Raw genomic sequence first — 25,347 nt, forward strand, 5'->3', positions numbered from 1 at the left:
CCGATGTCCTCCGCCGCCGGCGCCCCGAGAGTGACGGGGCCGGTCCGCACCGGTGCGCCGACGGCCCAGCGGTCGGCGCCTCGCCACCACGCCATGACGGCACACGACACGAGAGGACGACTCCGTCGTGAAACGACACATCGCCGCCGCAGCAGCAGCCCTGTCCTGCCTCCCCTTCCTCGCCGCGCCGGCCGCCACCGCCGCGGCCGCGCCCGCCGCACCGGCCGCGGACAACCCCTACCAGCGCGGGCCGGCGCCCACCGTGGCCTCGATCGAGGCGGCCCGCGGCGCCTACGCGGTCTCTCAGACCAGCGTCTCCTCCCTGGCCGTCACCGGCTTCGGCGGCGGCACCATCTCCTACCCCACCTCCACGAGCGACGGCACGTTCGGCGCCGTGGTGATCTCCCCCGGCTTCACCGCGTACGAGTCCTCGATCTCGTGGCTCGGTCCCCGGCTCGCGTCGCAGGGCTTCGTCGTCTTCACGATCGACACCCTCACCACGCTGGACCAGCCGGACAGCCGGGGCCGTCAACTCCTCGCCGCCCTCGACTACCTGACCCAGCGCAGTACGGTCCGCTCCCGCGTCGACGCCTCACGGCTGGGCGTCATGGGCCACTCGATGGGCGGAGGAGGCACCCTCGAAGCCGCCAAGAGCCGGCCCTCGCTCAAGGCGGCCATCCCGCTCACCGCCTGGAACACCGACAAGACGTGGCCCGAGATCAGCACCCCGACCCTGATCGTGGGCGCCGACGCGGACACCATCGCCCCGGTCGCCACCCACTCGGAGCCCTTCTACGAGAGCCTGCCGGCCTCCCTGGACAAGGCCTACCTGGAGCTCAACGGGGCCACCCACTTCACCCCCAACAGCTCCGACACGACGATCGCGAAGTACAGCGTCTCCTGGCTGAAGCGGTTCATCGACGACGACACCCGCTACGACCAGTTCCTCTGCCCCCTGCCGCGGCCGAGCCTGACCATCGAGGAGTACCGGGGCACCTGCCCCCTCGGCTGACGCGCCCGTCGTCCCGCCGCGTACCGGGGACGCGGCGGGATCCCGGGGTTGCCGGCCGCCCGGCGCGTTCGGCGCCCGGGAGACCGCACATCCGCGCGTGCCGGGACGCGGACCCGGGCCGCGCCGATTGTCGGCGTGCACAGCCGGCGCCCCCGAGGTATGGACCCCGGCCCAACGCCTCCCTCTTTCCTCGGCTCTTACCGGCCAGTACCGTGACGGCGTGAGTGGAGCGCCGAGGGTCGTCGCTGCTCCGCGGCTGTACGACCGCGCGTCCGGTCTCGCCGTCGTGGCGGAGCTGTCGGCGCGGGCCGCCGAAGGCGCGGGGGGCGTCCTGCTGCTCACCAGCCGCCCGGGCACCGGCAGGACCGCACTGCTCGACCGGGCGGTGCGCGACGCGTCCGTCCGGGCGCACCTGGTGGGCGCGCCCAGTGGCAACCGCGTGCCCTGGAGCGGGGTGCGCGCCCTCCTGTCCGCCCTCGCCGCCACGCCCTCGGCGGCGCGCCGCGCGCTGCGGGCGGCCCGCGGCCCGGGCGGCGTGCCCGGCGCGCTCGAAGCGCTGTGTCCGGGCGAACCGCTGCTGCTCTGCCTGGACGACCTGCACCGCTGGGACGCGTATTCCCGCACCTCGCTCGACGCGGCCTGGCGCGGGAGCCGGGGACCGTGGGCGTGGGTCGTGTCGGTCGCCGCCTACCACCGGCCCCCCGATGTACCGGGTGCCCGGCTGTTGACCCTGGGGCGGCTGAGCGACGCCGGGGCGCGGGCTCTGCTCGACGACCTGTGCCGGGTACCCCTTCCGGCGTCCCTCCGCTCGCGCCTGCTCGACGAGGCCGCGGGCCATCCCGGTGTCCTGACCGCGACGGCCGCCCGGTTCGGCGCCGGTCCGGAACCCGACGGCGGGCCACCGGGCACGGTCGCCGACGACGCCCTGCTGTCCGAGGTGTACCGGGGGCTCCTCGACTCCCTGCCGGCCGAGTGCGGGCGGCTGTTGACCCTGGTGGCCGTCGCCGGCGAGCCCCCGCACGGCACCGGGCAGCCGGAGTCGCGGGCCGGGCGGCCCGTCGGCTCCGACGCGGTCCGCCCGGTCCGCGCCGACGCGGTCCAGGCGGTGGCCCGCGCCGTACGCGCGTCACCCGAGACGCTCGACCGGCTGGTCGCCGACGGGTTCCTGCGCGGGCCCCGGACAGCACTCCGGTTCGACGACCCGTTCCTTCGGCGCGCGGTCCTGGGCACGCTGCCGCCGGCTCGGCGCCGGGAGCTGTCCGCCCTCTTCGCCCCTCCCACCGGAGCCGGAGCGCCGGCGGCGAGCGGGACGACGCCGCCCTCTCCGCAGGCGCCGGAAGACGTCCGCGGAGCACCCCCTGCGCCGCGCGCGACCGAATACGTCCGTGTGCCGTCCGATGCGCCGTGCACCCCGGACGACGGACGGGTGCCACCCACTGCGCCGTACGTACCGGACGACGTCCGTGTGCCCCCCGACGTGCTGCGGGGACGGGCCGAACTCGCCCGCGGGGTGGCCGGACTGGGCGACGGACCGGTCGGGGACGCCCATCACGTGCTGCTCCTCGCCCATTCGCTGCTGCGCGAGGAGGCGCCGCTGGACGCCGCGGAGGCGCGGTTCCTCGCCATGGAGGCGGCGTGGGCGGCCGGGGACCCGGAGGCCTGCGCCACCGCCCTCGGGGGTGGCCCCGGCGGCGATCCCTCCGGCTCCCGACGCCCCGCCGGATCGCCCGCCGAGGCCGATGCGGCGGAACGGTACTTCCGCGACGGAATGTGCGCCGCGCTCGACGCGCGGCTGGCGGAGGCGCGGGCGCCGCTGGCCCGGGTCGTCGCCCTGGACGGCGCGTCCGGTGATCCACGCCGTCTGGTGCGCGCGGGCGCGGCCGCCCTGGTCCTCGGGGACGCGCCCGCCGCCGTACGCGTCCACACCCGCGCGCTGGCGACGGTGCGTGCCACGGCCGGGACCGTACCGCTGTGCCGGGTTCTCGAGCACCTGGCCTACGCCGAGTTGCGCGCCGGACAGCACGAGCGTGCGGCCGCGCACGCCAGGGAGGGGCTCCGCACGGCGGAGCTCGCCGGGCAGCGCAACGCGGCCGCCCACCAGCACGCGATCCTCGCCCTGGCGGCCTCCGTCCGGGGCGATGCCCGGGCCGTCAGGGAGCACGCGGGCCGTGCGCTCGGAACCGCCCGGGCGCACGGCCTCGTCCAGGCGACGACGCTCGCCGAGTGGGCGATCGCCCGGGCCGAACTGGCGGGCGGTCTCGCCGTACAGGCCGCGGCCCGACTTGCTCCCCTGGTCGGGCGAGGGCCGCGCGGCGGCCACTTCGCCCTGCGGATGCTCGTCGTGCCCTGCTTCGTCGAGGCCGCCTGCGCGGCGGGCCGGGAGGCCGACGCCGGCAGGGCCGCCGAGGAGTTCGCGGTCTGGGCCGGGCTCGGCCTCGACCCCCAGGCGCCCGCCCAACTGGCCCGCTGTCGGGCCCTGCTGGCCGGATCCGGGGATCCGGCCGACTGGTACCGCGAGGCGGTACGGCAGCACGAGGACGGCGGCAACGACTTCGAGCGGGCCCGGACCCTGCTCGCGTACGGCAAGTGGCTGCGCCGGCGCCGGCGTCTGGTCGAGGCGCGAGGGCCGCTCAGCGACGCGCTGGTCACCTTCGAACGCGCGGCGGCCGGCGTGTGGGCCGACCAGGCACGGGCCGAACTGCGGGCGACCGGCGGTGCGGTACGCGGCAGGGCGGTCCCCGGCGCGGCGGGCGAGCTGACTCCGCAGCAGCAGCGCATCGCCGGGCTGGTGGCGGCGGGGGCGACGAACCACGAGATCGCCGACCGGCTGTCGCTGAGCCGCCGCACCGTCGACCACCATCTGCGGAACGTCTTCGCCCGGCTGGGCGTCCGCTCCCGCGTCGAACTGTCGGGCCTCCTGTCCCGGCCCCCGGGCGACGGTCGCCGTTCCGACCGGTGACCGGAGGGGGCCGGGTCGACGGGCGAGGGGCTTCACCCCACCGCCGCCGGCCCGCCACGGCTCCAACCCGCGCCTCCTGCCCGCGACGGCTCCAACCCGCCGCCGCCGGCCCGCCACGGCTCCACCCCACCGCCGTCGGCCCGCAACCGCCCACCCCGCGGCCTTGCGGCTGACGGTGCCTCAGCCAGCGGCCGTCAGCCGGAAGGCGTCCAGGGCCAGCGTCATCTCCGTGAGGTCCCGCGGCCGGGACAGGGACCGGGAGGTCAGCTGTTCCAGGCGGCGCAGCCGGTTGAAGACCGTGTTGCGGTGGCAGTAGAGCCGCGCCGCCGCCCGGCCCGCCGAGCCCTCGCACTCCAGCCAGACGTCCAGTGTCTCCAGCAGGATCGCGCGGTCGGCCGGGTCCAGTTCCAGCAGACCGCCCAGGACGTCCGTCACCAGGAGGCCGGCCAGCTCCGGTTGTCCGACCACGAGGGCGCCCGCCATCCGGCGGTCCAGCCGGACGATCTGCCGTGAGTCCGGCGGGCTGGTCCGCAGCGCCAGCTCCGCGAGCCTGCGTGCCCGGCCCAGTTCCGCCAGCCCGGTCACCACCGGGCTGATCCCTCCGGGCCCCGGGCAGCGCCCTTCGAGCAGGTCGGACAGCGCGTCCAGACCGGTGCCCTCCGCCAGCGACACCACCCCGATCTCGCAGTCCGCGCCCATCCGCCACAGGAACCGCACACCGGCCCCCTGCACCCGCCGGTGGAACGGCTCGGGGACCTCCCGCCGGTCGTGCCGCAGCACCACCACCGCGTACCGGCCGTGCTCCGGCAGATCCAGTCCGGCCGCCGCCCGCGAGGTCACCTCCGGCGAACACCGGCCCTGCAGCAGGGCGTCGAGGAGCGCCTGGAGCTGCTCGTCGGTGCGCCGCCGCAGCTCCCGTTCGGTCGCCCGGTAGGCCTCCGACGCGGTGTCCGCCTGCGCGTCCACCGCCTGCCAGACCATGGTCGCCGACTGGGTCAGCACCGCCATGCGCGACGGGAACGCCGACGCGTCCTCGATCAGCGCCTCCCACACCAGATGACCGGCGTGCCGGTAGGCGTGCACCACCAGCTCCAGCGGCATCCCCTGCTCGGCGCGCCGCCGCCCCAGTTCGTCGGCGTGCTCCAGGTCCCGCCGCGGCGAGTCCCGCGGTGCCGAGATCATCTCGATCCCGATCCGCATCGCCTCGTGCGCCTCACGCCAGTGCTGGTCGTGCGGCACGACCCGGCCGTACACCGGCGCGTGCTCGTGCAGTTCCCTCAGGTGCTCGTCCACCAGCTCGGGCAGCCGCTCCAGAAGCCCCGTACACGCCTCGGCCAACAGCTTCCAGTCATCGCCGGTCCGTGGTCTGCGCCGTCCCATGCCCGGAGGATGCCACCCCGCACCCCTTCCCGACAGGCCCCTGACGCGCGGTGTTGTGCGCGTGCACAACCCGCACCGGCGCCCGCTGGTCACCGGCAGCGTTTCGGCCGCGGCACGTGGACGGGCCGCCTCCGCGGTGCTGGGGTGAGCGCCACCGAACGGGCCACGGAAAGGGGAACCATGGGAGGGACCGGACTCGCCCTCGAGATCACGGACCTGTCGGCGGGATACGGACCGGTGCACGCCCTGAGGCGGGTGTCGCTGACGGTGCCGGAGGGCGCCGTCGTCACCGTCCTCGGCGGCAACGGCGCGGGGAAGTCCACTCTGCTGAGGGCCGTCTCGCGCACGCTGTCGTTCCACGGCGGGGCCGTCACCTCCGGCACCGTCGAGCTCGGCGGGCGGCCGATCGGCGGGCTCACACCGGACCGGGTCGTCGCCGCCGGCGTCTGTCAGGTGCCGGAGGGGCGGCAGGTCTTCGCCCGGATGACCGTGGAGGACAACCTGCGGGCGGGGGCGCTCGGCGCCCGGGGCTACCGGAAGGCGAGGGCGTCGGCCCTGCGACGGGTGCACGAGCTCTTCCCCGTGCTCGCCGACCGCTCCCGCCAGCCGGCCGGACTGCTGTCCGGCGGGGAACAGCAGATGCTCGCCGTCGGACGCGCGCTGATGGCCTCGCCGAGGCTGCTGCTCCTGGACGAGCCCTCGCTCGGCCTCGCCCCGCTCATGGCGGCCCGGATCGCCGACACGATCCGCGAGATCAACGCCCAGGGCACCACCGTGCTCCTCGTCGAGCAGAACGCGGCGCTCGCGCTGCGGCTCGCCGACCGGGCGTACGTCCTGGAGGTCGGCGAGGTCGCCCTGTCCGGCCCGGCCTCCGAACTCGCCGCGTCCGACGAGGTGCGGCGGCGCTACCTGGGCGTCGTCGACGGGGACGCGGACGCGCCGGACGCGGTGGTCGCACAGCCCGTGCTGTCCGGCTGGGAGGAGACCCGATGAGCGAGCCCTCCGGCCGGGGCACGGACCCCGGTGCTCCCGCCCGGCCGCCCTCCGCACCCGGCGAGGACGCCCCGACGGGCACCGGGCCCGCCGGCCGTACACCCGTCACCGCACCCGCGCCGGATACGCCACCCGCCGCCCCCGGAGCCGTCGCCCCGCGGGGCCCCTCCGCCTCGACGGCCCTCGCCGCCGTCCCGGCCCTGGAAGTCCGTGACGTGACGGTCCGCTTCGCCGGGCTCACCGCTCTCGACGCCGTGTCGTTCACCGTCCGTCCCGGCACCGTGCACGCGGTCATCGGCCCCAACGGCGCGGGGAAGTCGACGTGCTTCAACGTGCTCTCCGGCGTCTACCGGGCGACCTCGGGAAGCGTCCGGCTCGGCGCGCACGAACTCACCTCCCTGCCCCCGCACAAGATCGCCGGACTCGGCGTCGCCCGCATCTTCCAGAACCTCGCGCTCCCACCCCGCACCACCGTCGAGGACAGCCTGATGCTCGGGCGGCACCGGCTCACGCGTTCCGGCTTCCTCGCCACCGGGCTCCGACTGCCCTCCGCCGCCCGCGAGGAGGCCCGCCACCGCGCCCGCGTCCGCGAGATCGCCGCCTTCGTCGGCCTGGAGAAACAGCTGGCGCGACCCGCCGGATCCCTCCCGTACGGCCAGCAGAAGCTCGCCGAACTGGCGCGCGCACTCTGCATGGAGCCGACGCTGCTGCTGCTCGACGAACCCGTGGCCGGGATGACCGGCGACGAGCGCCGCCGGACGGCCGCCGTGATCGCCGGCGTCCGCGACAGCCTCGGGATCTCCATCGTGCTCGTCGAGCACGACATGGGAGTGGTCATGCGGCTGGCCGACGCCGTCACCGTCCTCGACTTCGGCCGCCGGATCGCCGACGGCACTCCCGCCGACGTCCAGAACGACCCCGCGGTCGTCCGCGCCTACCTCGGAGAGGAGACCGCCGGGTGACCACCTTCGCCGAACTCCTGCTGAACGGCGTCTCGCTAGGATCCGTGTACGCCCTCATCGCCCTCGGCTTCGTGGTGATCTTCCGCGCCACCGAGGTCGTCAACTTCGCCCACGCCTCCCTGCTGCTCGCGGGCGGCTACGTGACGGCCGTGCTCCACGAGAGCATCGGCTTCTGGCCCGCGCTGCTGGCCGGGATCTGCGGCGCGGCCCTGGTCGGCGCGGCCGTCGAGTTCCTCGTCATGCGCCGCTACCGCGGCTCCGACCAGAGCGTCCTCGCCATCGTCACCATCGGGGTCGACATCCTGCTGGCCACCGAACTCACCCGCCGCATCGGCACCGACATCCTGTCGCCCGGCGACCCGTGGGGCGACGCCGTCGTCACCCTGGGTCCGGTCACCCTGGCGCAGACCCGCATCGCGGCCCTTCTCGTCGCCGGAGTGCTCATCACCGCCTTCCTGCTCGCCTTCCGCCACACCTCCTGGGGCGTTGCCATGCGCGCCGCCGCCGAGAACCGGGAGACCGCCGCCCTCATGGGCATCCGGCTCGGCCGGGTCTCGCTCGGCGCCTGGGCGGTGGCCGGTGGTCTCGCCGCCGTCGCCGCGCTCTTCCTCACCGTCTTCCCGACCCCGGGCCTGGAGCGCACCACCTCCCTCGCCGCGATGAAGGCCTTCCCCGCCGCCATCCTCGGCGGGCTGGACTCCACCACCGGCGCTCTCGTCGGCGGCCTGCTGGTGGGCGTCACCGAGTCCCTCGCCACCGGCTACCAGGGCGATCTGGCCTTCCTCGGCCGCGGCATCGGCGACCTCGCCCCGTATCTGGTGATGGTCGCGGTGCTGCTCCTGCGCCCCGCCGGGCTCTTCGGCACGAAGGAGCCGTCCCGTGTCTGACACGCTGCCCCGCCGCGGAGCGGCCGCCCTCGCCCGTCCTCGCGTCCACGGGTGGGCCGCCGCCGGGCTCGTGCTCGCCGGCCTGCCGTTCTACCTGGACCGGTTCTGGCTCCAGGCCGGGCTCTTCGCCATGGCCGCCGCGATCGGCGCCATCGGCATCAACCTGCTGACCGGTGCCACCGGCCAGCTGTCGATGGGCCACGCCTTCTTCCTCGCCGTCGGCGCGTACGGCTACTGCGCCTTCGCCGGGGACGGGACGGACGGGCTCACCGGACTCGGCCTGCCCGGCTGGCTCGCCGCGGTCCTCGCCGTCGCCCTCTCGGGCGCGGCCGGCGGGGTGTTCAGCCCCATCGCCGGCCGGCTGCGGGGCGCCTACCTGGGCATTGCCACCCTCGCGCTGATCTTCATCGGACAGCACGTCCTGTTCAACGCCCACGATCTCACCGGCGGCTTCAACGGGCGCGCCGTGCCCCCGCTGAGTCTCCTCGGCCTCACCTTCGACGACAGCGAACTGCTGGTCGCGCAGGTCCCGTTCGGTTCCGCCGAGAAGCTCTGGTACCTCGGTCTCCTCCTCCTGCTCGCGAGCGCCCTCTTCGCCCGCGGCGTCCTGCGCGGCCGCCCCGGCCGGGCGATGAACGCGATCCGCGACCACCGGATCGCCGCCGGGGTCCTGGGCATCCCCGTGGCCCGCCACCGTGCGGCCGTCTTCGTCCTGTCGTCGATGTACGCGGGACTGGCGGGGGTGCTGCTCGCGCTGGTCTTCCAGCGCACCGTGCCGGAGTACTTCGGCATGATGCTCTCCCTCGAATACCTGGCCATGATCGTCATCGGCGGTCTCGGTTCGGTCGCCGGGGCGGTGGTGGGAGGCGTCTTCGTCTCCCTGCTGCCGCAGCTCCTCAACCGGTACAGCGACGCACTGCCCCTGGTCTCCGCCCCCGGGACGGGCGGGATCGCACCGGGGGAGGCCGCCCGCTATCTCTACGGCGCAGCCGTCGTCGCGGTGGTGCTCTTCCTGCCCGGCGGCCTGGTCCGGCTCGCCGCACGGCCCCGCGGGCGAACCGCCCGGCCCTCGCACTCCTCCAGGGAGGAACGATGACCCACCCACGCCAGGCCCCGAGAACGACGGCCGCCGTACTCGCCGCCGCACTCGTCGTGCTCACCGCGGTCGGTTGCAGCTCCAAGGCCCGGTCCACCGACGACGCGGGCCCCGGAGCCGACGGGGTGAAGTCCGGCAAGGGCGTCACCGACACGACCATCTCGGTCGGTGCGCTCACCGACATGACGGGCGTGTACGCCACGCTCGGCAAGAGCGTCACCCAGGCCCAGCAGCTGTACGTGAAGCAGGTCAACGCGGCCGGCGGGATCTGCGGCCGGCGGCTGGAGCTGACGGTCCGGGACCACGGCTACGACCCGCAGAAGGCGCTCTCCGCCTACACCGAGCTGGAGCCGAAGGTCGTCGGCTACATGCAGTTCATCGGCTCGCCGTTCGTCGCCGCGGTGAAGCAGCGCGTCGACTCACGGGACAGGGGGCTGGTCCTGCCGCAGGCCTGGTCGGCCTCGCTGCTCGGCTCGCCGTACATCCGCGTCCTCGGCTCCACGTACGACATCGAGACGATCAACGCCGTCGACTTCCTGGTGAAGGAGAAGGGGCTGAAGGCGGGCGACAGGGTGGGCCACGTCTACTTCGAGGGCGACTACGGCGAGAACGCGCTGAAGGGGTCGAAGTTCGCGGCCGGGAAGGCCGGGCTGACGATCGTGGAGCAGAAGATCAAGCCCACCGACAACGACATGTCGGCCCAGGTCGCGGCGCTGAAGCAGGCGGGTGTCAAGGCCGTGGTCGTCAGTGCGGGCCCGCGCCAGGCCGCCTCGCTGGTCGGCGTCGCGGCGGCGACGAGGTTCCTCGTGCCGGTGATCGGCAACAACTCGGCCTTCGCCCCTCAGCTGCTGGGCACCCAGGCCGGGCCGGCGCTGGAGAAGATGTACTGGTTCGCCTCGCCGAGTCTCCCGATCGGTGCCGACACCCAGGCCGCGAAGAAGGTCGTCGCCGATTACAGGGCCGCTTACCCGAACGACGGCCTCGACAACGGCATCGTGGCCGGCTGGACGGCCGCCGGCGTCTTCGGGGAGGCGCTGAAGAGGGCCTGTGACGCCAAGGATCTCACCCGGGAGGGCGTCGACAGGGCCCTGCTGACCCTGAACGCGTACGACGCCGGGTTCGGGGTGCACGACTTCAGCGACCCGAACGCGCCGTCGTCACGCGAGTCCGTCATCCTCCGGCCGGACAAGTCCGTGCCGGGCGGCATGCGGACCGTCCGCGGACCGCTCGTCTCCGATGCGGCGAAGGGCTTCACCCCGAAGGCCGGCTGAGCGCGCCCTCCGGAGCGGCACCCCTCGCAGGTGGCCGGGCGGGGGCGCGGTGCCGGGGGCGCGGTGACAGGCGCCCCGGGACCGTGGTGACGGAGCCGTGGTGACGGGTGCCGAGACCGTGATGACGGGACTGCGGTGACAGGGCCGTGGTGACAGGCGCCCCGGGGCCGTGGTGACGGAGCCGTGGTGACGGGTGCCGAGACCGTGATGACGGGACTGCGGTGACAGGGCCGTGGTGACAGGCGCCCCGGGGCCGTGGTGACGCGTGCCGGGACCGGAACGGCCCGGTCCCGGCACCCCGCCCCGCGAGCAGGCCCCGCGAGCAGGCCGCGCGACCTCGGTCGGTGGGGCGGCGCGCGGCGCGTCACCCGTTCGTCCGGCAGCGCGGGCAGCCCCCGCCGTTCGCGCACAGACTGCTGAGAGCCGCCCGGTCTCCGGCCGCTCGCGAGGGCGGCAAGACACGTCCACGCTGCAAGGGAGGGGCCCATGTCCGATGCGTTCCGCGAGGGGATCGGCCCCGACCTCCGCGACCCCGCGCCCGAGCGGCCCCGGCGCAGGCAGCCGGCGGCGCGGGAGGGCTCGCGGGGCCTCGGGCCCACCGTCCGTCACGACGCCGGGTACGGCACCGCGTACCACGGGGCCGTCGAGCCCCGGTGCGGCACCGTGAACACCGCGGCCACCGCCGGTCCGGAGCCGTACGACGACCTCGACCGCGGGGCCGGGGCCGAGGCCGCCCGCGCATAGGCAGGGGGATGGGCGGCATGAGCGGAGGCGACGACCTGCCCGGGCTCGGCGAGGCGGTTCTGGACGCACTCTTCACCCAGTCGGACGTGGGGGTGCACGTCCTCGACCCGCAGCTGCGCGTGCTGCGGGTCAATCCGGTGGCCATCGGCATGCGCGGAGTCGAACAGGAAAGCCTCGTCGGCCGACCGGTGGCGGAGGCGTACGCCGCGCTCGGGGTGCACGTGGACGAGGCGATGTTCCACGGCGTCCTGGCCACGGGACGCCCCGTACACGAGGCGCTGCTGCGCAGTAGGCCGCTCGCCGATCCGGATCGTGAGCACGTGTTCTCCGTGTCGGTGTACCGGCTGCGGAACGAGGCGGGGCGCACGCTGGGGCTGGTCGCGACGGCGGTGGACGTGACCGAGCGGGAGCGTGCGCAGGGCCGGCTGGACCTGCTCCACCGCGCCCGGGAGCGGATCGGCGGCAGCCTCGACGTGGAGCGCACCGCCCGGGAGCTGGTGGACGTCATGGTGCCGGACTTCGCGGACGGCGCCGTCGTGGCGCTCACCGACTCCGTCCTGCGTGACGGGGCGCCGAGGCCTCCTTCGCGCGACAGCCCGCTGTTGCTGCGCTGTGCCGCGGCGGGCGGCGCTGCCGGCGAACGGCCGCCTCCGCCGGTCGGGTCGGTGCTGCTGCCGGGGCTGTTCGGTGCGGACTTTCCCTCCTCGCCCGTGGTGCTGACCGTCCCGGGGAGTGCCGACGAGGACGGCACGCCCGAGGGGCAGCTGCTGGTCGCGTCCTTGTCGGCACGGGACCAGGTCCTGGGCGCCGTCGCCTTCCGGCGGCGCCCGGGCGCCGAGCCGTTCACCGACGAGGACGTGGAGCTGGTACGCGGAGTCACCTCGCGGACGGCGATCAGCCTGGAGAACGCGCTGCGCTTCACCCGCGAGCACATCGTCATGACGGCCCTGCAGAGCTGGCCGCTGCGGCAGGAACAGGACACCCGGCGGGCGGCGGAGATCGCCCAGCGGCACCGGCCGGGTGGCAGGGGCGGCGCCTCCTGGTTCGACGCCCTGCCGCTGCCCGGCGCCCGGGTGGCGTTCGTCGTGGGAAAGGTCGAGGACCCCGTGCTGAGCGCGGTCGCGACGATGAGCCGGCTCCGGACCGCGGTCCACAGCCTGACCACCCTGGACCTCGACCCGCACGAACTCCTGGCCCGGCTGCACTCCACGGTCCTACGGCTCGCCCGTGAGCAGGCGGCCACGGGAGAGGCGGACGAACCGACGGCCCACTGCACGTTCGCCGTCCACGACCCGGTCACCGGCCGGCTCGACGTCGCCCGGGCGGGCAGGTCGCTGCTCGCCATCGTCCATCCGGACGGCTCTCTCGACACCTCCCCCCTGCCCGACGGACCGCTGTTGGGCAGGGAAGGACCGCCGTTCGCCAGTACGAGTCTCGTGCTGCCCGAGGGCAGCACGATCTGTCTGGCCTCCCCCGCGGACACGGAGCAGAGCGGACCTGCCCTCGAGGACCTGGCGAACGCGCTGGGTCACCCGGTGCGCGAGCCGGAGCAACTCGCGGACGACGTGGGCGCGCTGCTGGCCGCCGACCGGGTCCTGCTCGTCGCCCGGACCCGACGGCTGCCCGACGGCGACGTGGCGGAGTGGACGGTCGAGTCGGACTTCCGGGCGGTGGGGCCGGCCCGGCGCAAGGCGGAGGGCCGGCTGCGGGAATGGAAGTCGACGGTCGACCCGTTCGCCGCCGCACTCGTGGTGAGCGAACTCGTCACCAACGCCGTCCGCTACGGCGCCGGACCGATCACGCTGCGGCTGATCCGCGGCGGGACGACGCTCCTCTGCGAGGTCGACGACGCCGCGCTCACCGCCCCGTACCTGCACCACGCCAAGGCCGTGGACGAGGGCGGCCGCGGGCTGTACATCTGCGCCACGCTCGCGGAGAGCTGGGGGGTCCGTTATCGCGAGCACGGCAAGACGGTCTGGGCCGAACTGAGCACCACGCCGGACGCCGAACCGGAGGCGCGGCGGGAAGAACGGGGAAAGGCGACCGGGAACGGCAGCGGCCGGCCGGAGAGGCCGTCCCCACGGCCGGACACCGCCGCTGATCCCGCCCACTGAACGCCGCGGAACGGGGCGGTGCACCACCGTCCGGCGCATGCCGTCGTGCACCACCGTCCGGTGCATGCCGTCGTGCACCATGGCCGCTGAGGCCGTCCGTCTCGAACAGGCTTGGGCGGGGCGGAAGTCCGGCCCCGGCGAGACCCGCGCCGGAGCCTCGGCGCATCCCTGTCACGCGAGTCCCGCATCATCACCGGACGGCGGTGTGGACAGGTTGCCTCTCCCGGCGGAGCCGTGGGGCATGCCGCACGGGGGCACCGGGCGACGTGACCCTACGCGTCGCTCCGGGACGTCTCCTCCGGGATGCGACGACCTCCGGAATCAGCGATCCTGGAATTGTTCTCTGAACCGAACCAACCTCCCCACTCACGTCGATCGCATCAGCCGAGCCCACTCGGCTGGTGAAGGAGGCGCTGTGGTTGCCCTGAACCGCATGCCTTTGAGGGGCGGGGGCTGCGTTCTCATCGAGGGATCGACGCCGTCGGACGGGCCGGTCAAGGCCGGTCGCATCGGCGACACCATGCACGAGCTTCCGGGGAGTCTCCAAGCGGCGCTGGAACCGATCACGGAGGCCGCGCGCGCCACTCTCGAACAGCTGCGGAAGGCGCGTCCGGACGCCATCACGGTCGAGTTCGGGGTCAACCTGGCGGTCGAGGCGGGCGCTGTGATCACCAAGAGCCGCGCCGACGGTCATCTGAAGGTGACCGTGTCCTGGGAGCGCAACGGCGCTGCCTTGTCGGGCGGAGAAGGGAGTTGATCCCCCGTGGCCGGGACAACGGGGGCGTCGGGTGCGACGCGACTCCCCCTCGCCGTCGCTCAGATCCTCGGCCCCGACGGCACCGCGGCAGGCGCGGGATTCCTGGTAGCCGGTGACCTTCTGGTGACCTGCGCGCATGTGGCGCGTGCCGTCGGCTCCGGCCCCGGTGACCGTCTGAAGGTGGCCTTCCCCCGGGTGGAGGACGCGGAGCCGATCGGCGGCCTGATCCTCGAAGCACCGTGGCGTGACCCCGAGGCCGAGGATGTGGCCTTCGTCCGCCTCAACGGCGTTCCCGCGGGGACGGAGGAGGTGCCCCTGGGACCGGCCGAGGGCAGTCGCGGTCACCGAGTTCGTTCCTTCGGGTTCCCCTCCCAGGCGCCGCGGGACGGGCACTTCGGCTTTGGTGTAGCCGGGGACCTGCTGCCGGCCTCGGCCGACGGGATCGAACTGCTCCAGCTGACCGGCGCCAACGACCTCACCACCGGGTTCAGCGGCGGGCCGGTCCTCGACGAGGAGACCGGCCTGGTGGTCGGGATGCTCACCGAGATCACGGCCCCCGACGCATACGAGCGTGGACACAACATCGCGTACGTCACGCCCACTCGGACGCTGCGGAAGCTGATTCCCGAGCTTGTCGAGAGCGAGTCGTGCCCCTACCGGGGCCTGGAGTCCTTCACCGCCGAACAGGCGCGGTGGTTCGAAGGCCGCCAGGACGCGGTGCGGCAGGTCATGGCCAGCCTCGCCCGGCAACGGCTCACCCTGTTGCTCGGTCCTTCGGGCTCCGGCAAGTCGTCGTTGATCCAGGCAGGCGTACTGCGGGCGGTTACCGGAGGCGAACTGCCGGGCAGTGAGCGGTGGTACATCGTCCTCGTGCGTCCCCGACAGGACCTGCCGGCCGAGCTCGAGCGCGCAGGACTGCCGGGCGCCGGCACCGACGGGATTGCCGCAGCCGTTGCCCGTTGCCTCGAAGACGATCCCGCATGCGAGCACGTCCTCCTGGTCGTCGACCAGTTCGAAGAGGTCTTCACCCAGCCCCACCCGGACGGACAGCGCCATACCCGGGAGGTCACCGCGGAGATCGCCGAGGCCACCGCGGCAAGCGATCGGCTCAGCGTCGTCCTCGTCATGCGGGACGACTTCTACCCTCAGCTGGCCGCGCAGGGGCCCGAACTCCTCGAAGCGGCAACCCCAGGACTCCTCAACGTTCCCAGCACCCTGAGCCGTCAGGACCTGCACGACATCGTCACCCTGCCCGCCGAGGACGTGCGGCTCCGGTTCCAGGCAGGACTGCCCGAGCAGATCATCACGGACGTCCTCGCCACGGCACCCGACGGCGCGGCCACGCTCCAGGTACCCGCCACCGTCCTGCCGCTCCTCGAACTCACGCTCAGCCAGCTCTGGCAACAGCGTCAGGACGGCTATCTGACCCACGAGGCGTACCGGCGCATCGGAGGGGCCACCGGAAGCCTGACTACCTGGTGCGACACCGCTCTCGACGCACTGTCCACAGAGCAACGCCCCGTCGCCCGGCGGATTCTCACCTCCCTGGTGCGCCCGGCCGACCCGACCCGGCGCATTCCCGCCACCCGCGCACAGGTCCCCCTGAACGAATTGCGCGAGCTCGCGACGAGCCCGGACAGCGCCCTCGACGGAGCGGGCAGCTTCGACGAAGTCCTCGCCATCCTCACGCATCACCGCATCGTGACCACCCAGACCGTCGAGGTCCGTGAGGGCCCCGGCCACCATCCAGGTCAGCCGGTGGCCGAGCTGATCCATGACGCACTCATCCGCGACTGGCGCACCCTGCGCGAGTGGGTCGGCCAGGACCGCCGGTTCCAGGAGTGGTTCGAGCGCACGCGCGAGCGGCGTGCGCGCTGGGCCACCGGACAGGACCCGGGCGACCTGCTGGCCGGCACGGCCCTCGCCGAAGGTCTCGACTGGGGCCGGCAACGCCATCTGCCCAGCGACATCTCAGCGTTCCTCACGGCAAGCAGGCAACGCCAGCATGCCGTCATCCGGCGCAGCAGACGCCTCAACAGCATCCTCGCGACGCTGCTGGTGCTCGCCATGGTCGCCGTGGGTGGGGCGGTCTGGCAGTGGCGGTCGGCCGTGGACGCCCGCGAGACGGCCCTGTCCCGGCAGCTGGCCGCGAAGTCCACCGAACTCATCACGACGAATCCGGAACTCGCCTCGCTCCTCGCCGTGAAGGCGTATCGCACGAGCCACAATGCCGAATCCCTGGAGAGCCTCCGCAACGCGGCGTCTCTACCACAGCATCGACGCCTGACCGGCCATACCGAGACGGTCCGTACCGTGGCGTTCAGTCCCGACGGAGAGACTCTCGCGACGGTCGGGGACGACCACACGATGCGCCTGTGGGACGTTGCCACCGGCAAGGCCCGCATCTTCCGCAAGCTCACGAACGAGGTGTACTCGGCGTCGTTCAGCCCCGACGGCCGGACGCTCGCGACCGGCGACGCCGACGACACGGTACGCCTGTGGAACACGACCACCGGAGCGTCCCGCGCCATCCAGGCCGAGGGCGCCGGCCAGGTCGTCGCCGTGGCGTTCAGTCCCGACGGGAGCACCCTGGCAACCGGAGGAACGGACACCAAGGTGCGCCTCAGGGATGCGAGGACCGGCGAGCTGCGCAAGACCCTGCCCGGGCACACCGATCCCGTGTATTCGATCGCGTTCAGCCCCCAGGGCAGCACCTTGGTCTCCGGCAGCACGGACTCCACGGCGCTGCTGTGGGACGCTGCCACCGGAAGGCGGCTGAGGAAGCTGGAACACCCCGGACCGGTCTACTCGGTGGCGTTCAACCGCGTGGGCACCACCGTCGCCGTCGGCGGCGCGGACGGTACGGTGCAGTTGTGGAGCACGGCCACCGGCGCGGCCCGCAGCACGGAGAGCGGCAGCGCGGTGGCCTCGGTGGCGTTCAGCCCCGACGGACGGACCTTCGCCACCGGCAGCGACAACGTCGTGCAGCTGTGGGACACCGCCACCGGAGCCGCCCTCACGAGTCTGTTCGGCCACACCGATGACGTTCAGTCGGTGGCGTTCAGCCCGAACGGACGCATCCTCGCCTCGGCCGGACTCGACCGCACGGTGCGGTTGTGGGACACCCGCAGCGGAGCGGTACGAGCCACCCGGGCAGGACACCCCGCCGGGGTGCTCTCGGTGGCTATCGACCCGGCGGGAAAGACCCTCGCCAGCAGCGACACCTTCGGCTACGTCCGGCTGACCGACCTGGCCGACGGGGCGGTTCGGGCGCCCGTCGCCCGGCATGACGGCGGTGTGCACGCGGTGGCGTTCAGCCCGGACGGCCACACACTCGCCACCGGCGGCATGGACAGCAAGGTGCGCCTGATCGACGTGCCCACCGGCAGGACGCTCAGGACGCTCGCCGAACACGCGGCTGAGGTACACGGTGTGGCCTTCAGCCCCAAAGGCGACCTCCTCGCCTCGGTCGCCGGCGATCGCACCGTCGTCTTGTGGGACCCGGGCACGGGCAAGCGCCTTGACGTTCTGGAGCAGCAGGCGAACGGGATCAACGACGTGGCCTTCAGCCCTGACGGACGGATCCTTGCCACCGCGGGCAGTGACGCGCACGTCCGGCTCTGGGACGTGGCCACGGCCAAGCTCCGCTCCACTCTGGTCGGCCATACGAGCCAGGTGACGTCAGTGGCCTTCAGCTCCGACGGACACACGCTTGCCTCGGGCAGCTCGGACCGCACCGTCCGGTTGTGGGACATCCCCTCCGGCGCCCCCCGTGCCACCCTGCTCGGAGCCACGGACGAGGTGGAAGCAGTGGCCTTCAGCCCCGACGGGCAGATGGTCGCCGCCGCCGGGATGGACCTGTCCACCCGCCTCTGGGACGTTGACTCCCACAAGCCGCTCATCACCTTGATCGGGCACACCAACGCGGTGTTCGCCGTGACGTTCAGCCCCGACGGCCGCACCCTCGCCACCGGTGGGCTCGACAAGAACGTACGCCTGTGGAACACCGAACTCACCGAGCCCGCCGCAGCGGTCGAGAGCATCTGCCGCACCGTCGGCCGTGATCTCACCCCTCAGGAGCGGTCGGCCTATCTGCCAGGCCAGGCAGCCAGTCCCGTCTGTGGATCGGGCTGACTCCGGACCCCCGCGGCCCATCCGCCGTGTGGCGTGACCGCCCGCGCCTCCCGCGCCAGGCCAGAGCCCGCTCCCTCACGCGCGGAACCGCCGAACCCCCGTAGCGTCCCCTGCCTGACGGCAGGGGACGCTACGGGGGTTGCCTCGCCGGGTTCGGCTCACAGGCGTCGGCGAGGGCGCGGGATCAGGCCCGGAGCAGTCGCTCCGTGACCTCACGGTAGGTCCGCAGGGTCTGCCGGAGCTGCTCGGTGTCGGGGCCGGGCCCCGCCGGGTCGCCGTTCTCCTGCCAGCCCGCCGACAAGGCGGCCCGGCGGTCCCTGAGGGAGGCGACGAGCTGTCGCTCCACCTCGGCGAGGACCTCGTCCGCCTCGGCGACCGAGTCGCGGGGCCCGTCCACGAAGCCCGCGAGGGCCTGGTGCAGGAGCTGCCCGAGGCGGTCGCGTTCGGCGTCGCCGAGCAGCGGTCCTGCCGGACCTCCGCCGTCGTGCGCGGCGAGCTCCGGTCCCGGCCCGGACGCGGTGCCGGGGCCAGCGCCGTGGGCGTGGTCCTGACCGCGTCCGGCGTCGACGGGCGTGCCGTCGTCACCCGGCCGGCTCGCCGTGTCCCGTCCGCGCGGCGCGGCGGGGGTCGCGGCGGGAGCGTTCGTGCGGCTCCCGCCGCTCCGGCCCGTGGCACTGGGGGCGTCGGACGGGACTGCGGGCGGGGCCGTCTCCGGATGAGACGTCACCGAAGGCGGAGCGGGCGGCGGGGAGGCGGGGGCGGGCGGTGCGGCGGGCGGAGTCGCCGGAGGGCCGGCCGGCCGGACGGTCCCGGCCGCGCCGTCTCTCCCGTACCCCGTGGGTGTCTGTCCGCCGGCTTCCCCCGACGGCCGCGGGACCGTGGGGTCCGCGAACTCACCGCGCGCGTCGGTGTCGTGCTCGGCTGCCGCACCGCGTTCCCGGTTCTCGCGTGCCATCACGCACCACTCCCCTTCGGCTTGAGCAGATGCCGGGGCTGCCGCCCGGCCGCCGGACGGGCCCGGACGCCCTCGGTACCGGTCGCGCTCCCCGGCGCCATCAGATCCTCGAACAGGTCACGTGCGCGGACCAGCGCCTCGCGCAGCTCCTCGGTGGAGGCGGACGCGGAGCGCGCCGCCCGGCTCAGCGTGCGCAGGCCCTCCACGTGGTGCGGGTGGTGCACCGACAGGGCTGCGAGCTGCTCGTCGCGCCGGTCGGGATCCGGGAAGCCCCGGGTCGCCGCGACCCGCCCGAGGAGTTCGTCGGCGTCCGCGGCGGCCTGCCGCGGCGCGTCGACGAAGCGCTCCTGGAGCATGGTCCACTGCGCTTCGTAGTGCTCGCGTACGGCGGCCTCCAGCGGCAGCTGACGGACGCCGCCGTACGCCTCCACCCGCTCGCGCAGGTCACGGTGGGCGGACTCGGTGTCTCCGGCGTGCAGTTCGAGGGTGCGGTCGTACTCGGGGCCGAAGCGTCGCCTGAGGGCGCTGGTGCCGCTGCCCCTGCCCGTGCGGGCCCGGAGCAGGGCGCCGGCCGTGAGGAGAAGCACGGCTGCTGCCGCTGCGATGATGAGAACTGCGGTCAGGGTCGACATGACTGCCTTCCTGGACGGTGATGACTCCTGGCTGCTCGTCACTGTGTTCTGGGCGCCTGTCGGTTCGCCTTGCCGCTTCTCGGGGTGGCAAACCCGGGGCGCTCAGGTGCCGGCGGTTCGGTGGGGACGGACTGCCCCGCGGAACACGACGGAGGCCCCGGGCTCGGTGAGCCCGGGGCCTCCTCCACCCGCGGTGCCGGAAGGGGGAGCCGCGTCAGAAGGGGGAGCCACCGAAGGGGCCGCCCAGTCCGTAGTACGTCGCGAGCTCGTCGCGGTAGCGGGGCTCGCCGAGGTGCTTGTCGCGGTGGAACTCCGGAGCGTCCTTGATCTGCTCCTTGGTCCGGTCCACGAAGATCTTCCTGTCGTCCAGGTCGATCCGCACCACGGTGCTCGCGGGGAGGAGGACCTCCTTCCCGAAGATCCACACTCCGGTGTCCACGACCAGATAGGCGTCGCCGACCTCGTCGGAGTGCGCGTCCACCTTTCCGATACCGCCGTCGATCGCCTCGACCTTGTAGCCCTTCAGGTCGGTGCCGGCCAGATGGCCCGAGGTCGACTTGAAACTCCACCCGTGCTCAGTCACCCGAAAACAACTCCTCCGGTAGCCGGGACGGCCTGTTTCGCCGTCCCCCTTTCCGTCTGCGGTGCCCGGCGGAACGCGTTCCCGCCTGGGCTCCGCCTGCCCCGCACGCCGCGACCCATGCCCCGCCTCTCGGCACGACGTCCGCCGCGGCCGACGCAAGGCGGCCGACACAAGGGGACGCAAGGGCTGCGGCGCAAGGGGATCACGTCACCTCCGCCTGGTGCGGTGGGCTGCCGTCCGCGAGGCGTCAGGGCCGGGCCTCAGCCGAGCGGGGGCACCCGCTCGGACTCGGGCGGCGGCCCCGGCGGAGTGCCGTCGCCGAACGGGCGGCCGCCGAGCTCCTCCCGGGCGTGCGGGGTGAGCCAGCCACGGGTGTCCGGCCCCCGCGGGACGATCCCGGTCGGGTTGATGGTGTGGTGGACCACGTAGTAGTGGGCCTTGATCTGCGCGAAGTCGATCGTGTCGCCGAAGCCGGGGGTCTGGAAGAGGTCTCGGGCGTAGGCCCACAGGGCGGGCAGCTCGGTCAGCTTCTGCCGGTTGCACTTGAAGTGTCCGTGGTAGACGGCGTCGAACCGGACCAGGGTCGTGAAGAGCCGGACGTCGGCCTCGGTGATGGTGTCGCCCACCAGGTAGCGGCGGCGCGCCAGCCGGTCCTCGAGCCAGTCGAGCCGCCGCCACAGCCGCCGGTACGCCGAGTCGTACGCGTCCTGCGTACCGGCGAAGCCGCACTGGTAGACACCGTTGTTCACGTCACGGAAGACCTTCTCGGCGACGTCGTCGATCTCGTCGCGCAGCCGCTCGGGGTAGAGGTCGGGGGCGCCGGCGCGCTGGTGGGCCCGCCACTCCCTCCCGAGATCGAGCGTGATGCGGGCGAAGTCGTTGGTCACCACCTGGCCGGTGGGGATGTCGACGAGCGCGGGCACCGTGATGCCCCGCGCGTAGCCGGGGTCGCGCTCGAAGAACGCCTCCTGCAGGCGCTCGATGCCGAGCACCGGGTCCCTGCCGCCGGGGTCCAGGTGGAAGGACCAGCTGCGGTCGTCGTGGATCGGCCCGGCGATCCCCATGGAGAGCACGCCCTCGAGTCCCATCAGCCGCCGGACGATCGCCGCCCGGTTGGCCCACGGGCAGGCCCGCGCGATCACCAGGCGATAGCGCCCGGGCTCCACGGGCCAGCCGTCGCGGCCGTCGGCCGTGACGCGCGTCGTGAGGTAATGCTGATCCCGCCTGTACTCCCCGTCGCCGGCCACACCTCGAGCGTAAGCGCACCGACGGCCCCGCGCGAAGCGACAGGGCGTGACGAGCCCCGGGGCGGTGCGGCGTGCGCCCGTCCGGTGGACCGGAGGTGCCGGGTGTCCGGGGCGGCCTCGCAGGCGGCGCCGCGCCCCGCTGTCGCGGACGGCGAGGGCGGGATCCCGGGCGGTGCGGGGGGCACCGTCGCGGGCCGTCAGGGGCCGGTTGTGAACGCCGCGCTTCACGCGTGTGTCGCTCGATTCACTATGCGAGACGCAGTGGGAAGAGCCGTTGACGCGTCCGGAATTCGCTGCAAGCCTCTTGGACGTGAGCGCGTCAGACAACCTCTCCGCGCGGCTCCACGTCGATCTGCGACGTCAAGCCAGCGCCATCTGTGCCGTCGGCCGGTAGAACCGCCGAACGGCGTCTCTCCTCTGCTCTGCTCCCGGCCGTTCAAGTGTTCTTGACCGTGCCACCGCGGTTTCCGCGCCCTCTCTTCCACCGTTCCAGGGGATTCACCCGACGGGGTCCCGTTTCCGGTTCCCCGCGCATGCACCGTCCTTCCGCGACCTGACGCGCCGTTTCCGGCAGCGCGTTTCCCCGGGGTCGCCAGGCGGCGCGTCGCGGGTCCCGTCGCCGTACCCACGGAAGAGCTCCGCAGCAGCTCCCCCAACCGCTCCCTTTCACGTGAACAGGACTTCCCATGACCACGACGGCGTCGACCCGACGACAGTTCCTCACCCTGCTCGGCCTCTCCGCGGCCGCCGTGAGCTGCGGGACCTCCGCTTCAGGGGCGTCCGGCGGGGGCCGCACCCGGACGCTGCGGTACCAGGGCTGGGCGGGGCAGGTCATCCTGCCGGAGCTGGCCGAGGACCTCGGCTACCTGGAGGACGTGAAGCTGGAGTGGATCGGCAACACGATCAGCGGGCCGCAGGACATCCAGTCCGCGGCCACCGGGCAGACGGACTTCGGCGGGGCGTTCAACGGCGCGGTCGTGAAACTGGCCGCGAACAGAACTCCCATCAAAGCGGTCATCAGCTATTACGGCTCCGACAAGGACGCATACAACGGCTACTACGTCCTCGCCGACAGTCCGATCCGTTCCGCCCGCGACCTGGCCGGCAAGAAGGTCGGGATGAACACGCTCGGAGCGCATGCGGAGGCCATGCTCGACATCTATCTCCAGCGTGGCGGTCTCTCCGAGGCCGACATCGACAAGGTCGAGCCGCTGGTGGTGCCTCCGGTGAACACCGAGCAGTCGCTGCGCCAGAAACAGATCGACGTGGCCGTGCTCGGCGGGATCCTGCGTGACAAGGCCCTGGCCACCGGCGGGATCCGCCCGCTGTTCACGGACTTCGAACTCCTCGGTGCCTTCAGCGCCGGCTCCTACGTGATGACGGACCGGTTCCTGCGGCAGAACCCCGACACGGCCAGGACGTTCGTCACCGCCGTGGGACGGGCCATCGAGTGGTCGCGCACCACTCCGCGCGACGAGGTCGTCGCGCGGATGACGGAGATCGTGAAGAGGCGCGGACGCAACGAGGACACGGCGCCGCTCCGGTACTGGCGGTCCTACGGCGTCGCGGAGACGGCGGGCCGGATCACCGGCAAGGAACTCCAGCTCTGGATCGACTGGCTGTCCGAGCGCGGCGACATCCGCAGGGGCCAGGTCTCGCTGGCCGACCTCTACACCAACGACTTCAACAGGGCCGGGCAGGCCGGCGCGGCGAAGCCCGCCTCACCGGTCCCCGCCGCCTCGAAGAGCGGGAGCTGATCATGCCGGCATCCACCACGCCCAAGGTCGTGTTCGAGGGCGTACGGAAGGACTTCACGGTCAAGGACCCGAAGCGGACGGCGGGCGGGAGGCGCCGGTCCCGGGAGTTCACCGCGGTCGACGGCATCGACCTGCGGATCGCCGCGGGTGAGTTCGTGGTCCTGGTCGGCCCCAGCGGCTGCGGCAAGTCGACCCTGCTGGACCTGCTGGGCGGCCTCGCCCGGCCGACGGCCGGACGGATCCTGCTCGACGGCGAGCCGGTGACCGGTCCCGGCCTGAACCGCGGCATCGTCTTCCAGCAGTACGCGCTGCTGCCCTGGCGCACGGCACAGGGCAACGTCGAGTTCGGCCTGGAGGCCACCGGCGTACCGCGCCGCGAACGGGGCGCACGGGCCCGGGAGTTCCTCGAACTCGTCGGCCTGTCCGGCTTCGAGAACCGGCATCCGCACGAACTGTCGGGCGGGATGCGGCAGCGGGTGGCGATCGCCCGCAGCCTCGCCTACGACCCCGACGTGCTGCTCATGGACGAGCCGTTCGCCGCGCTGGACGCCCAGACCCGTGAGTCGCTGCAGGACGAACTGCTCCGCATCTGGCAGCGGACCGGGAAGACCGTCGTCTTCATCACGCACAGCATCGACGAGGCCGTCTACCTGGGGCAGCGCGTCGCCGTCATGACGTCCCGGCCGGGACGCGTCAAGCAGGTCGTGCCGGTCGCCCTCGGCGCCCGCACCGGCACCGACGACATCCGTTCCAGCCCCGAGTTCGCCCGCCACCGGCACCGGATCTGGTCGCTGCTGCACGACGAGGTGGCCAGGGCCCAGCAGTTGGAGAAGGAGGAGGCGACCGCATGAGCCTCATCACCCGGACCACCACCGAGAAGACTCCCCCGCCCACCCCGGAGAGCCCCGCCGACGCCCACCGCGACCCGGCGCCCTCCGCTCCCGCCCCTTCCCCGTCCGGCCCCTCGTCGCCCGGCACCTCCTCGCCCCCACCGCCGCGGTCGTCGCTCGGGGGCCCGGTCCGGCCGGCCCCGGTGCGCCGGGTGGTCCGACGGCTCGGTTCCCTGCTGGTCACCGGCGTCACCAAGTCCGCCGCGATCGCGGCCCTTCTGCTGCTGTGGGAGGCCGCGCCACGGCTGGGGCTGGTCGACCGGATCTTCCTGCCCCCGTTCAGCGAGGTCGCCGTCGCCTGGTGGGAGCTGGCCGCCGACGGTCAGCTCGCCGACCACACGTACGCCAGTCTGGTGCGCTCCTTCAGCGGATTCGGACTGGCCCTGGCGCTCGCCGTGCCCCTCGGTCTGCTGATCGGCTGGTACCGGCCCGTCGCCGAACTCCTGGGCCCGCTCCTCGAGGTGTTCCGCAACACCGCCGCGCTGGCCCTGCTGCCGGTCTTCGTCCTGCTGCTGGGCATCGGCGAGACCTCGAAGATCTCCATCGTGGTCTACGCGTGCGCCTGGCCGGTCCTGCTCAACACGATCAGCGCCGTGCGGAACGTCGACCCCACGCTGCTGAAGCTCGCGAGGTCGATGGACCTGTCCGCGCCCCGGCTGTTCCAGAAGGTCATCCTGCCCTCCGCCGTGCCGGTGATCTTCACGGGCATCCGGCTCGCCGGAGCGGTGTCGATCCTGGTCCTGGTGGCCGCCGAGATGATCGGCGCGAAGGCGGGCCTCGGCTATCTGATCAACGCCTCGCAGTACAACTTCGCCATCCCCCAGATGTACGCCGGCATCGTCACGATCTCCGCCATCGGCGTGGCCTTCAACCAGCTCCTGGTGGTCCTGGAACGCCGGCTCAGCTCCTGGCGCGTCTCCCCCGGATCCTGACCGGCGCCTCCCGGCGCGTACCGGACCGCCGCCCGTCACTCG

General features: G+C 73.4%; 20 protein-coding genes. 15 read left to right on the forward strand and 5 right to left on the reverse strand.

The genetic code is table 11. From position 1 onward, the window contains the following. The first annotated feature begins 127 nt into the window (after positions 1-127). Both ACGF1Z_RS02130 and ACGF1Z_RS02135 read left to right on the forward strand, forming a co-directional pair. The gene (locus tag ACGF1Z_RS02130) at positions 128-1,012 is read left to right on the forward strand and encodes an alpha/beta hydrolase family protein (protein WP_392998909.1); all 885 of its coding nucleotides are present in this window, start codon (positions 128-130) and stop codon (positions 1,010-1,012) included. Positions 1,013-1,232: 220 nt separating this feature from the next. Beyond that, a complete protein-coding gene (locus ACGF1Z_RS02135; protein ID WP_392998911.1) occupies positions 1,233-3,971 on the forward strand; it encodes a LuxR C-terminal-related transcriptional regulator in 2,739 nt (912 codons plus the stop codon). A gap of 180 nt (positions 3,972-4,151) precedes the next feature. Here the strand turns inward: ACGF1Z_RS02135 and ACGF1Z_RS02140 are convergent, their stop codons facing one another. Continuing rightward, positions 4,152-5,351: a PucR family transcriptional regulator gene (locus tag ACGF1Z_RS02140; protein ID WP_392998913.1), complete on the reverse strand. Its 1,200-nt coding sequence runs from the start codon at positions 5,349-5,351 to the stop codon at positions 4,152-4,154. A 180-nt stretch (positions 5,352-5,531) separates the two neighbouring features. Here ACGF1Z_RS02140 and ACGF1Z_RS02145 point away from each other — a divergent pair, with 180 nt between their 5' ends. The 9 genes from ACGF1Z_RS02145 (at position 5,532) to ACGF1Z_RS02185 (ending at position 18,309) form a co-directional block, all read left to right on the forward strand. After that, on the forward strand, positions 5,532-6,344 hold the full coding sequence (locus tag ACGF1Z_RS02145; RefSeq protein WP_392998915.1) for an ABC transporter ATP-binding protein: 813 nt from the start codon (positions 5,532-5,534) through the stop codon (positions 6,342-6,344). Next, entirely contained in the window at positions 6,341-7,306 is a 966-nt protein-coding gene (locus tag ACGF1Z_RS02150; RefSeq protein WP_392998917.1) for an ABC transporter ATP-binding protein, read from the forward strand. Before ACGF1Z_RS02145 ends, ACGF1Z_RS02150 begins: the two co-directional genes overlap by 4 nt. Beyond that, the gene (locus ACGF1Z_RS02155) at positions 7,303-8,193 is read left to right on the forward strand and encodes a branched-chain amino acid ABC transporter permease (RefSeq protein WP_392998919.1); all 891 of its coding nucleotides are present in this window, start codon (positions 7,303-7,305) and stop codon (positions 8,191-8,193) included. Before ACGF1Z_RS02150 ends, ACGF1Z_RS02155 begins: the two co-directional genes overlap by 4 nt. Further along, positions 8,186-9,289, forward strand: a complete 1,104-nt coding sequence (locus tag ACGF1Z_RS02160; protein WP_392998921.1) for a branched-chain amino acid ABC transporter permease — start codon at positions 8,186-8,188, stop codon at positions 9,287-9,289. The genes ACGF1Z_RS02155 and ACGF1Z_RS02160 overlap by 8 nt, the downstream gene beginning before the upstream one ends. Further along, positions 9,286-10,560: an ABC transporter substrate-binding protein gene (locus ACGF1Z_RS02165; RefSeq protein ID WP_392998923.1), complete on the forward strand. Its 1,275-nt coding sequence runs from the start codon at positions 9,286-9,288 to the stop codon at positions 10,558-10,560. The genes ACGF1Z_RS02160 and ACGF1Z_RS02165 overlap by 4 nt, the downstream gene beginning before the upstream one ends. A 486-nt stretch (positions 10,561-11,046) precedes the next feature. Beyond that, positions 11,047-11,304, forward strand: coding sequence for a hypothetical protein (locus tag ACGF1Z_RS02170; protein ID WP_392998925.1), 258 nt, complete (start codon positions 11,047-11,049; stop codon positions 11,302-11,304). A gap of 17 nt (positions 11,305-11,321) precedes the next feature. After that, on the forward strand, positions 11,322-13,418 hold the full coding sequence (locus tag ACGF1Z_RS02175) for a SpoIIE family protein phosphatase (protein ID WP_392998927.1): 2,097 nt from the start codon (positions 11,322-11,324) through the stop codon (positions 13,416-13,418). Between the two features lie 415 nt (positions 13,419-13,833). Further along, positions 13,834-14,175 carry a CU044_2847 family protein gene (locus ACGF1Z_RS02180; protein WP_392998929.1) on the forward strand — a complete coding sequence of 114 codons (342 nt, stop codon included), beginning with the start codon at positions 13,834-13,836 and terminating at the stop codon, positions 14,173-14,175. 6 nt (positions 14,176-14,181) lie between these two features. Further along, positions 14,182-18,309 carry a trypsin-like peptidase domain-containing protein gene (locus ACGF1Z_RS02185; protein ID WP_392998931.1) on the forward strand — a complete coding sequence of 1,376 codons (4,128 nt, stop codon included), beginning with the start codon at positions 14,182-14,184 and terminating at the stop codon, positions 18,307-18,309. Positions 18,310-18,493: 184 nt separating this feature from the next. Here the strand turns inward: ACGF1Z_RS02185 and ACGF1Z_RS02190 are convergent, their stop codons facing one another. The 4 genes from ACGF1Z_RS02190 to ACGF1Z_RS02205 all read right to left on the reverse strand — a co-directional run bounded on the left by ACGF1Z_RS02190 (position 18,494) and on the right by ACGF1Z_RS02205 (position 21,726). Continuing rightward, positions 18,494-19,036: a hypothetical protein gene (locus ACGF1Z_RS02190; RefSeq protein ID WP_392998933.1), complete on the reverse strand. Its 543-nt coding sequence runs from the start codon at positions 19,034-19,036 to the stop codon at positions 18,494-18,496. Between the two features lie 227 nt (positions 19,037-19,263). Beyond that, positions 19,264-19,896, reverse strand: a complete 633-nt coding sequence (locus ACGF1Z_RS02195) for a hypothetical protein (RefSeq protein WP_392998935.1) — start codon at positions 19,894-19,896, stop codon at positions 19,264-19,266. A gap of 214 nt (positions 19,897-20,110) precedes the next feature. Continuing rightward, positions 20,111-20,479 (reverse strand): PRC-barrel domain-containing protein, encoded by a 369-nt coding sequence (locus ACGF1Z_RS02200; RefSeq protein ID WP_392998937.1) that lies wholly within the window; start codon positions 20,477-20,479, stop codon positions 20,111-20,113. Between the two features lie 260 nt (positions 20,480-20,739). Then, complete coding sequence (locus tag ACGF1Z_RS02205) at positions 20,740-21,726, reverse strand: glutathione S-transferase family protein (RefSeq protein ID WP_392998939.1); 987 nt, start codon at positions 21,724-21,726, stop codon at positions 20,740-20,742. Between the two features lie 310 nt (positions 21,727-22,036). On the opposite strand from ACGF1Z_RS02205, the gene ACGF1Z_RS02210 reads away from it, so the two are divergent. The 4 genes from ACGF1Z_RS02210 to ACGF1Z_RS02225 all read left to right on the forward strand — a co-directional run bounded on the left by ACGF1Z_RS02210 (position 22,037) and on the right by ACGF1Z_RS02225 (position 25,305). Further along, positions 22,037-22,120 (forward strand): putative leader peptide, encoded by an 84-nt coding sequence (locus ACGF1Z_RS02210; RefSeq protein ID WP_393000274.1) that lies wholly within the window; start codon positions 22,037-22,039, stop codon positions 22,118-22,120. A gap of 292 nt (positions 22,121-22,412) precedes the next feature. Then, complete coding sequence (locus ACGF1Z_RS02215) at positions 22,413-23,483, forward strand: ABC transporter substrate-binding protein (protein ID WP_392998941.1); 1,071 nt, start codon at positions 22,413-22,415, stop codon at positions 23,481-23,483. Positions 23,484-23,485: 2 nt separating this feature from the next. Then, on the forward strand, positions 23,486-24,334 hold the full coding sequence (locus ACGF1Z_RS02220) for an ABC transporter ATP-binding protein (RefSeq protein ID WP_392998943.1): 849 nt from the start codon (positions 23,486-23,488) through the stop codon (positions 24,332-24,334). After that, complete coding sequence (locus tag ACGF1Z_RS02225; protein ID WP_392998945.1) at positions 24,331-25,305, forward strand: ABC transporter permease; 975 nt, start codon at positions 24,331-24,333, stop codon at positions 25,303-25,305. Before ACGF1Z_RS02220 ends, ACGF1Z_RS02225 begins: the two co-directional genes overlap by 4 nt. Positions 25,306-25,347: the final 42 nt, after the last annotated feature.

Source organism: Streptomyces sp. NPDC048018, from assembly GCF_043202995.1.
Taxonomy (GTDB): Bacteria; Actinomycetota; Actinomycetes; order Streptomycetales; family Streptomycetaceae; genus Streptomyces.